Annotated in this window: 5 protein-coding genes; 2 read left to right on the forward strand and 3 right to left on the reverse strand. The window is 37.1% G+C overall.

Annotation, left to right across the window (positions count from 1 at the left end; translation table 11 throughout):
- Positions 1-88: 88 nt before the first annotated feature.
- The 3 genes from LOK41_RS26665 to LOK41_RS26675 all read right to left on the reverse strand — a co-directional run bounded on the left by LOK41_RS26665 (position 89) and on the right by LOK41_RS26675 (position 5312).
- Complete coding sequence (locus tag LOK41_RS26665) at positions 89-1258, reverse strand: serine hydrolase domain-containing protein (protein ID WP_241818996.1); 1170 nt, start codon at positions 1256-1258, stop codon at positions 89-91.
- Between the two features lie 249 nt (positions 1259-1507).
- Positions 1508-2662: a hypothetical protein gene (locus LOK41_RS26670; RefSeq protein ID WP_241818997.1), complete on the reverse strand. Its 1155-nt coding sequence runs from the start codon at positions 2660-2662 to the stop codon at positions 1508-1510.
- A gap of 325 nt (positions 2663-2987) precedes the next feature.
- Complete coding sequence (locus LOK41_RS26675) at positions 2988-5312, reverse strand: S9 family peptidase (RefSeq protein ID WP_241818998.1); 2325 nt, start codon at positions 5310-5312, stop codon at positions 2988-2990.
- 425 nt (positions 5313-5737) lie between these two features.
- Between LOK41_RS26675 and LOK41_RS26680 the strand changes: the two genes are divergently transcribed.
- On the forward strand, positions 5738-6454 hold the full coding sequence (locus LOK41_RS26680) for a response regulator transcription factor (RefSeq protein WP_241818999.1): 717 nt from the start codon (positions 5738-5740) through the stop codon (positions 6452-6454).
- Positions 6444-7874: a sensor histidine kinase gene (locus LOK41_RS26685; protein ID WP_241819000.1), complete on the forward strand. Its 1431-nt coding sequence runs from the start codon at positions 6444-6446 to the stop codon at positions 7872-7874. Before LOK41_RS26680 ends, LOK41_RS26685 begins: the two co-directional genes overlap by 11 nt.
- Positions 7875-7916 lie beyond the last annotated feature (42 nt).

The raw sequence follows: 7916 nt of genomic DNA on the forward strand, positions 1-7916 counted from the left end.
TTTTAGAGTAAGTTGGGGGTTTTTGAACCAGAAAGGTATATTTTTAACTATAAAAACTATGAAAAAATTTATCCGCTTTTCCTTTTGCCTACTTGTTAAATTCAGCAAGTAAAATATTTTTAAAAGGATCAGGACTATTAGCTCTACCCATACTGTTCAAACTGACGGCCAACGTATGCTTGCCTCCAATTGTACCTCCAGCAAAAGTAACAAACCCTGGAATGCCACCTGAGTGCCCCCATATTGAGACACCGTTGGGAAGCTTATTTTCATAGATTCCAAGACCATATCTGCCGATTTCAGCAATTCCTGTAGGAACTGTAGTAAGCATTTGTTTTAGTTGCTGTTCCTTCAGTAATTTGCCACCGAGCAAGGAAGAGAAGAATTTGTTTAAGTCGTCAGCAGTAGAAATCATATCTCCAGCCGAGCTGCCTATACTGGGGTTAAAATAGGTAACGTCTTTTAGCTCACTTGCCCCTTCTGGTTGGACATAGCCACGGGCATGCTTGGTGCCTGGAATAACGCTTGAATTGCCAGGTAGGAATGTATTCGACAATTCAAGCGGTTCAATAATCCGATTTTCAATCTCTTCCGCATAGCTGTTTCCGGTTACTTTTTCAATAAGGATACCCAGTAATACATATCCTGTGTTTGAATAAGACCAGCCCTTTCCTGGGGCAAAGTCTGGGGGCATCGAAAGTCCAATCTTCACTAGTTCTTCAGCGGTATACGATCTTTTTGTGTCCATAATATCAGCTTCTTTTGACCTTAAGTATTCAGCGATACCACTTGTATGGTTCAATATCTGACGGACAGTAATCTGTTTAGCATCATATCCGTTTCCTTGAATGACACCAGGCAACCATTTTTCGATGGAGTCGTCTAGATTCAGGCGGTTCTCTCCAGCTAATTGAAGTACAACCGTTGCAGTGAACGTCTTCGTTACGCTGCCAATACGAAAGCGAAAATCTGTTTTCATTGGTTTCTTGGTGTTCAGATCCGCTACCCCAGCGGCATACCCCCAAGTTTTTCCACCCTCAGAAGTTTTAGCAAGTATCCCCGGGTATCCAAGTTGTAATGTATCCCGCATAGCTTGCTTGACGGAATTACGATCTCGTTGCGTGCTTGTTTGTGACGAACTAGATACATTTTGAGTGGGCTCTGCTTTTACAATTGAGGTTGGTGTTGTGTATAACAGGGAACTTCCAGCTATTAAAAGGGCCAAACTTGCACATGTAATTTGACTACGTGTTTTCATAAGGCATTCCTCTCCTCTATTTATATTGTATAGGTGGTTGCTTGCTGTTTCATACTAACCATACAGCTATCATCTCTACCAATGACAAAAGGTCAACATTGAATTCGTAATCATCTTCATAATGATTATTTTTACAAACACCATTCTGTCCTATTTTTGTTAGCACCACTTAACCTTAACAAAACTTCGCAACAGAACCAAACTTTATTATAAAGCTACAGTATTGGTCTTTATCTTGTCTTTCTTGCATTATTTTTTAGGATGGACCGTACCATTCGAGTAATAATCCACCATATACTCCCATGTATACTTACCATAAGTAGTAGTCATATCCAAGTATCTTATACCATTAGCACCAGGAGATCCCATATAGTAAGTAAATGGATAGGATTTAGATGCTAACTCTTCTTTAAATGTTGTTTCATAATCAATTAATCTATTATATTTTGTAATATTAGTTGTAGTAGTACCGGCAATTTTCTCATCGTACTCCATATCCACTCCAATAGTCCCTATTCTCTTATTTACATAAGCTTGTGGAAGGATATAGCTTCCGTCTGTATAGGAAAGTGTTCCATTTATCATGCTTTTTTTAACAACTTTTAGTAAGTAATCGGGTTTGTTCAGAACTGTACCATTTTGTTGGGTATCGCCATGAAAATACCAATTAGGCTGTAGAAGCACTACATCAAAAAGATTGGTTTGATTGGTTACCCAAGCTACTCTTCTTAAAATATCAGTATCTGTATCAACATAAGGAGCCCATGCTAATTTTTTGTATCCGTTTGTGGAAGAAGAAGCCCATGTATCAAGCGCTTTAAATAGCTGGACAGTCACATTAGAGTTCATACTATTATTTAATTTACTCCAATAATCTCCAGTGTATACTGTAGCTTTAGTACCATTTGGATCAGCAGTATCTTTATAAACATGTTCAACATTAACGTAAATACCTACTATATTGTTTGTCCAGATTACACTACCTAATTCGGTTTTGAATTTTTCTAGTTCTGCGGTAAGAGGGTCAGATTTAAAATCTGTACTGTTTGAACCTCTATGTAAAGTCCCTAACCAAATTTTTGCACTACTATCTTTTGCTATGATTTTTTTGATTAAATCTAATTTTAATTTGTAATCAGTATCATCATGAACAGAAATTTTCGGTGATAAAACAATAAACTGGTTGGCTCCTTTCATGAGATTCGTAAGCTCAGTATCTGTATATGTGTTATAAGTGGTAGAAGCAGCAGGATCAATTTTTCCAGCATACATAAGAACCGATTTCATAGATGGACCAAACGTAGTTGCTGCCTCTGCGTGATTAGTTGCCCCAAATAAAGATGGCAGCAATAAAGCTGCTGCAGTTACAGTAGGTAACAGAAACCTTCTTAATTCCCTAATCATACATTTCCCCCTATTTTAGTTAAATTTTGTATCTTTAGGGGTTATGACAACGATTTATTCTTTTTCGGGCCACTTGCAAAAAAATTTCAAATATATGATAAAACAATAACTTTAAGGCAATTAGATTTGAAGTTTTCAAGGAAATCTTCTTGAAATGTGTTCCGTAAATTTATTTTTAGCAGTATTTACAAGTATTCTGTAAACAAACCTTGTTAAATTCTTCTTAAAAAGTTAACGGAACTCTAATTCTGATAACTAAAATAATGAGTGGCTCCAAAAAGTGGTAATTTTTTTCGTACCCCTAATAGAGAATACTATCTGTACATTATCCTGGAAACTTAGGATCTTTAATCGCATACTCTTTTGGCGGTTCTGCTTCCATTAGGTTTCGTATAAAATAGTCCCATCGTCGACGTATAAAGTAAACATCTTCCGAAATCCCATGATGCCGATTAGGAAGAATCAGCAGGTCAAAGTCTTTGTTTTCTTTAATCAAAGCATTTGCCATTCGCATGGTTAAAGCGGGAGGGACATTATCATCCAGGTCTCCTGTTGCCAAAAGTAACTTTCCATTTAGGTTCTTAACCAATCTAGTATTATCTTGTTCACGGTATAGTTCTGAATTGAAAAGCCCTTGAAATCGTTCTCCCCAAGCTGCTAAGTATAAGCGTTGATCATGGTTCCCGCATCCTGACACAGCCACCTTATACACATCCGGATAAGCCAGTATAGCCCGAGCGGCTGCATATCCCCCTCCAGAATCGCCGTAAATGCCTACTTTCTCTGAATCTACAAAAGGATACTGTTCCGCAAGTTGCTTAATAGCTGCCACATGATCTTCAAGGCCTGCAGACCATTCCAGCTTCCCATCAGAAAAATCATGAAAATCCTTCGACCTATAAGGAGTACCTCTTCCATCCATTAGAATAACAGCAAAACCAAGCTGTGCAAAAGATTGAGCACCGCCCACTTGATCAACTGGTAGCCCTAATGCATACTCTCCCCCCCAAGTAAATTCTTTCGGTGTGCGAGTTATTTGAGGGCCCCCATAAATATAATCTAGGATGGGATATTTACAACCTTTGTTTATTTTTGCAGGAGGAATCAGTATTCCGTACAAATCCGTTATCCCGTCGGCAGCCTTGACAGTGAAACGCTTTGGAATTTGATATCCATTTGATAAGAGAAGTTGAATATCAGCTTGCTCTAATGTACAAATTAATTTTCCATCTGTTGAACGTAAAACTGATTTAGGTGGCATATCTACACGCGAAAAAGTATCTATAAAAAAACAATAATCAGGAGAAACAGACACGTTATGCTCGGCATTCTCTGGTGTAAGGAGCACTAAGTCTGATCCATCTAGCCGAACCCGATAAAGATGCTGAAGATAAGGATCCCGTTCCGGCTCCCGGCCGCTAGCGGTAAAATACACCCACCCCCCTTGTTCATCAACGCCTATCAATCGACGGACTGTCCAGGATCCAGAGGTAATTTTGTTTTTAAGTCTTCCTGTACTGCTGTCATAAAGATAAAGGTGCGACCATCCGTCGCGCTCGGAATGCCAAATAAAAGAATTATCATGGCATAACCATTGGACATTTATACGCCCTTCGCCACTTTTAAGGTTGTAGAGGTCGGTAAATAGGAAAGTCTCACTCGTCTCCTCTAACAAAGCTTGAGTTTCACCAGTTTTTGCATGAGCGGCAACAAATTGCATAGATCGATAATCGCGAGACATTTTTGTGAAATAAACAAAGCCGCTGTCGTTTGTCCAATAAGCTGTTTGACAACCAGGGCTTAATGGTGACAAATGTCCAATAATCATAGGTTCTGTATCCAATTGAATCATCGATTGCTGTTCAATATCGCAAATTACAAATTGGGCTAATGGAAGGTGTTTATCTCCGACTAGCGGATAGCGATACGTATGGATGACGGGCGGCTTTGCTTCTTCAGAAGGAACTGATTGCAGAAGGGACATTTTTCGTACCTTGCGTTGATCAAGCCGGTGCGTCAAGATTTGTTTGGAATCCGGTGACCACAGTGCTGCTGGTGGAATCTTTGGGTTATACAATCGTTTAAAGACAGCGGAAGTTTCTGTCTCCGGCGGAGTGCCATAATCATAGTATCGCTTACCATCATGAGTCAGTTGGATGATTTGTCCTGTTTCTAAAGAGCGTACAAATAAATTATATTCCTTGATAAACGCAGACCAGCGCCCGTCAGGGGATCGAAGTTCATGCGCAGGCACTTCTTTAGCCCTGATTTGTTTGCACTGATATTCAGTTAAATCGCAAATCCACGTGGATTCATCTGCTTCAAATTGAATAGCCTTCTCTTCATTGACATAAGTAAAGAAATTGAAGGGAAGGTTATCTGGATCGAACTGACGGTTCATTGCATTGGAGAGAGATTCTGCAAGCCTAGCATGATCGAAAGCAGGTTCTTTAGTATTTGACCATGGATTAACTATTACAAATTGCTTGCCGCGTCCGCTTTCTTTTCGTATATCCCTTTGATACCAAAAGCGGCTTCCTTTATCTAGCCAATTAGGAAAAACCTTGCCGTTAAATACATCTTTTATAGCGTTCCAAGAAAGCAGGCGCTCTGCTTTCTTATACTGTTCATAGGTTACTGGTAATGTCATATCTATCACTCCTTTAATTATTTATAACATCCACGTTAGTGTAGTAAAAACATAGAATCATTCATTTTTCTCATATTCAAGGACTTACATAAAATACTAATCTAAACAGCTTATAGGTGAATTCTTTTTGTTTTGCGCCGATCTTACATGTGCTGGTTCACCTACCTTTTTAATCAAATGCATAACTTCAAGCCGCCTAATATGCAAGTATCATGATGTTTAAGTTTTCTAGATTTATTCGGTAATTGCAGGGCTTTGTCAGTTTATATTTCTTTATAAGATTTTTAAGTTGTTTTTCGTGTAAGATAACTTCATCTTACAATGTGACTCTTTCCCCAAACTTTCATTTATCTTACAATAACCTTACAAAAGGAAAATTTTAGTTTTAAGCAAGGTTTTAATTAGTGGAAACGGGGGGAGAGAAAGTGGAGAGAACGATTATAATCGTTGATGATGAGCTTGAAATCATAGAGATACTAAGACTTTTTTTGGAAATGGAAGGCTTTTCGATACTGGAAGCGCGTGATGGTAAATCAGCTTTAAACCTTATACAGAAATTCAAAGTTGATCTAGCTATTATTGACATTATGATGCCCAATATTAATGGATACGAATTGATTAAAATAGTTCGGAAAGAATACAAAATGCCTATTATTATTCTTTCTGCTAAAAATCAGGAAATGGATAAAATTATGGGATTAGGACTAGGAGCAGATGATTTTATATCGAAACCATTCAGCTTGTTGGAGGTATTAGCACGAATCCAAGCTCAACTTCGAAGAACATATGATTTTAATGTTAGCTCGTTAAATCAAGAGCGATCTCAAACGTGCTTTGATGACCTGGTGTTGGATCATCGCTCTTGTGTTCTTTATAAGCAAGGACGCGAAATTAAACTTAGCGCTCTAGAGTATAAATTATTGAAGTTATTTATGGGGGAGCCAGGTCGTATTTTTACCAAAAAGCAAATCTTTGAGAACGTATGGTCTGATTACTATTGTTCAGATGACAATACTATCATGGTTCAAATTAGTAGATTGCGAGAAAAAATAGAAGATCATGCAAGAAATCCAGTATATTTAAAAACTGTACGGGGTTTAGGTTATCGATTTGCGAAGAAGGAAGAATTGAATGAACGATAAAAATAAAATATTTAACACCTTAATTAAAACTTATGTTTTCTTCTCGTTGACTCTTGGAATTAGTGTTGTTGTCCTACTTGTCATTTTAAATTTTCAAATGAAACAGAAGTTCGAAAATACTGTATTGTCTAATTTAAGAGCGTCTGAAATTGTAAGACAGAACTACTCAGACATTCCCACCGATGCAATTGAGTCATTTAATGGATGGATTGAAATTCTCGATGAAAATTTGCACGTTGTTTATATCAAAGGGAAGAAACAAGATAACTCATTCGCCTATACGGAAAAAGAATTAAATAGCCTTTTTTATGACCAAAAAGAAAATCTGTATCACACTTCTCTAGCACCATTTAAAACAAAAGATGGTAAAACGGCCTATTGTCTCATTAAGATTCCCAAAACATATATAAAGCAAGAATTCACAGTAACAAGTGCAGCGAAAGACCATATTACAGCTTTTATAAAATTGTTGCTTCAAACCTTTCTCCTTTTTCTCTTTTTATTCGGGATTAATGTTTATATATATAGCCGATGGATGGCTATGAAAATAACCAATCCGTTACTTTCAATCGCTAATGGAATTAGAAACATTACGAATGGCTATTACTACAAAAGGCTTCATTTTAAGGCAAATTATGAATTAATGAAAATACAAAATTATTTTAACCTTATGGCTGAAAAACTAGAAAAAACAGAAATGGAGAAAAAACAATTAGAAGAAAGCAAGAAGCGCATGCTTGTCCATATTTCTCATGATTTAAAAACTCCTATTACAACTATTCAGGGCTATGTTGAAGCACTGCAAATGGGTCTTATTAAGGAGGAAGCGAAGAAACAGCAAGCTTTACGTATCATACATACAAAAGCACGACTCGTTACAGAATTAATTGAGGATGTTTTTGAATTGTCTAAACTTGAAAGCACCGACTATCCATTTGTAACTGAAATACTGGATATTTCTGAATTTATTCGTGAAATATCTGCCGAATATTATGGACTGTTTGAAGAAAAATATTTTCACTTTCAATTCGAAATCCCTTCTCAGGAAATACTCGTTTCTTTTAACTATACATTATTATATCGAGCCGTTTCTAACGTACTGTCCAACGCCTTAAAATACAACCCAGAAGGAACGAATGTCTTCGTTTCGCTAATAGAAGATACTCAAAAGATACATATTAATATCATCGATGATGGCATTGGTATTCCTAATTCTATAAAAGAAAAAGTATTTGAAGCATTTTTCAGGGGAGACCAATCAAGAAAAAGTGATGGGGGAACAGGTCTCGGTTTAACAATTTCAAAACATATTGCGGAGAAACACGGAGGTCAAATTTACTTACATACTGACGAAGGAAAAACGAAATTTCAAATCACCTTACCTAAAGCTGGTTACAATAAGAATCTAGTACAAAATTAAAAAGACTTATGTACTTTACTCGCATAAGTCTTTTGGTGGTTC

It is taken from the genome of Bacillus sp. TL12, from assembly GCF_022625245.1.
Lineage (GTDB): Bacteria > Bacillota > Bacilli > Bacillales > Bacillaceae_G > Bacillus_A.

Excerpts from the sequence above, each read along its gene's own strand:
- LOK41_RS26665 (WP_241818996.1), bottom strand. The coding sequence starts at position 1,258 with ATGAAAACACGTAGTCAAATTACATGTGCAAGTTTGGCCCTTTTAATA.
- LOK41_RS26670 (WP_241818997.1), bottom strand. The coding sequence starts at position 2,662 with ATGATTAGGGAATTAAGAAGGTTTCTGTTACCTACTGTAACTGCAGCA.
- LOK41_RS26675 (WP_241818998.1), bottom strand. The coding sequence starts at position 5,312 with ATGACATTACCAGTAACCTATGAACAGTATAAGAAAGCAGAGCGCCTG.
- LOK41_RS26685 (WP_241819000.1), top strand. The coding sequence starts at position 6,444 with ATGAACGATAAAAATAAAATATTTAACACCTTAATTAAAACTTATGTT.